This is a genomic window from Mesorhizobium sp. M7A.F.Ca.US.002.01.1.1 (assembly GCF_004022955.1).
Taxonomy (GTDB): domain Bacteria; phylum Pseudomonadota; class Alphaproteobacteria; order Rhizobiales; family Rhizobiaceae; genus Mesorhizobium; species Mesorhizobium ciceri.
Window position 1 is genome coordinate 1 of the sequence record NZ_RZQE01000877.1, and the last position, 1239, is coordinate 1239.

The window sequence follows — 1239 nt, forward strand, 5'->3', positions numbered from 1 at the left end:
CATCTGCGCTGCAGGTGCGGTGGAGAAATGTTGATGGCTTCCCGGCTAGGTCGGGTCTTCGGTTTGGCGTCGGCGCCTTCGTTGTGAAACGACACTTATGATTTCAACGCAATTTTCTTGCATCTGTCTTAGTTTCGGCGGCAACGCCATGAGACTCTTTGCTGGCCTCGCTGGAACATTGCGACGAGCCCGGTATCGTGGCGAGATAGCCATCGTATTGCCCGTCGCTTGTCTTTTTTGATGGCGGCCGAAATTGGGCTGGAAACGCACTGCAGAGTTACACGCTGCTTCCACGTTTCCAAATTCGGGATCGCTCACACAGGTGACAATCGGCGCCAGCCAGTCTCCTGCCTGAGTAGCGCCGGACTGGGGTTCTTCACATCTCAGTCAAGACCCAGGCCACACCAAAGATGCATCAGAAAGGCAAAAAAGCCATCCCTTAGTGCATGGCGGACATCTCGAAAGCCCGGTCCATCGACCGCACTTTCGTACAAAATTGATCGGCAACCCGTCAACTGGTTGTCACCCTCGTCCAATCCGGGATCGGTACCGCGATGTGAAGGACGATATCAAGCATCCTCATGTGCAAGACGGTGGGAAACCTAAAAAAGCATCGCCATTCAAGACAGAGTGCAATCCAGCCATGGCAGGGGCCACCACGGCTTCATCTGCGTTGGCAGACTGAACGGCGTAAGCGGGATATGAGAACTGCGGCGTTTCGGGCACGAGGTGAAGCCGTCCGGCCTCGATATGAGGCTGTACCGCGCTCATCCTGAAATAGCCGGATCCACCAACCGAAAGAATATAGCTGAGCGCAAGCGGGCCGAGATCCATAAAAAGGTCCGGCGCGACGTCAGGGAAATTCATGCCATGATGAAACGTAAAATCTGGCCCCCAGTCTATGTGCGCGTAGTCTATGCTGCCCGCCAGGCGTGCTTCCAGATCGGTTGTCACGAGCACGAGTTTTTCTTCCATGAGCAGATCGATCTTCAGGCCGGGCCGATGCTGGGGCGCATACATGATTGCCACGTCAACGAGCCCGGATGCGACTTGATCGATTAGGTCCTGCGGCACATCGACGTGCACATGAAGCGCGATATCCGGAAGGGATTGACGCATCCATCGAACCCAGTCGAGCAGAAGGGGCTCGGCGATGCTGATTTCGCTACCAACAGTCAGAACAGCACGACTGCCGGGTGGAACAGCAACCTGATGAAGGGTGCGCTGCCACAACTGAAC

The 1239-nt window shown here is 55.7% G+C and carries 1 protein-coding gene; it reads right to left on the reverse strand.

Annotated features, from left to right (window positions below):
- Positions 1–579: 579 nt before the first annotated feature.
- A partial coding sequence (locus EN932_RS36350; protein ID WP_128369537.1) for a substrate-binding domain-containing protein occupies positions 580–1239 on the reverse strand: 660 nt, incomplete at its 5' end.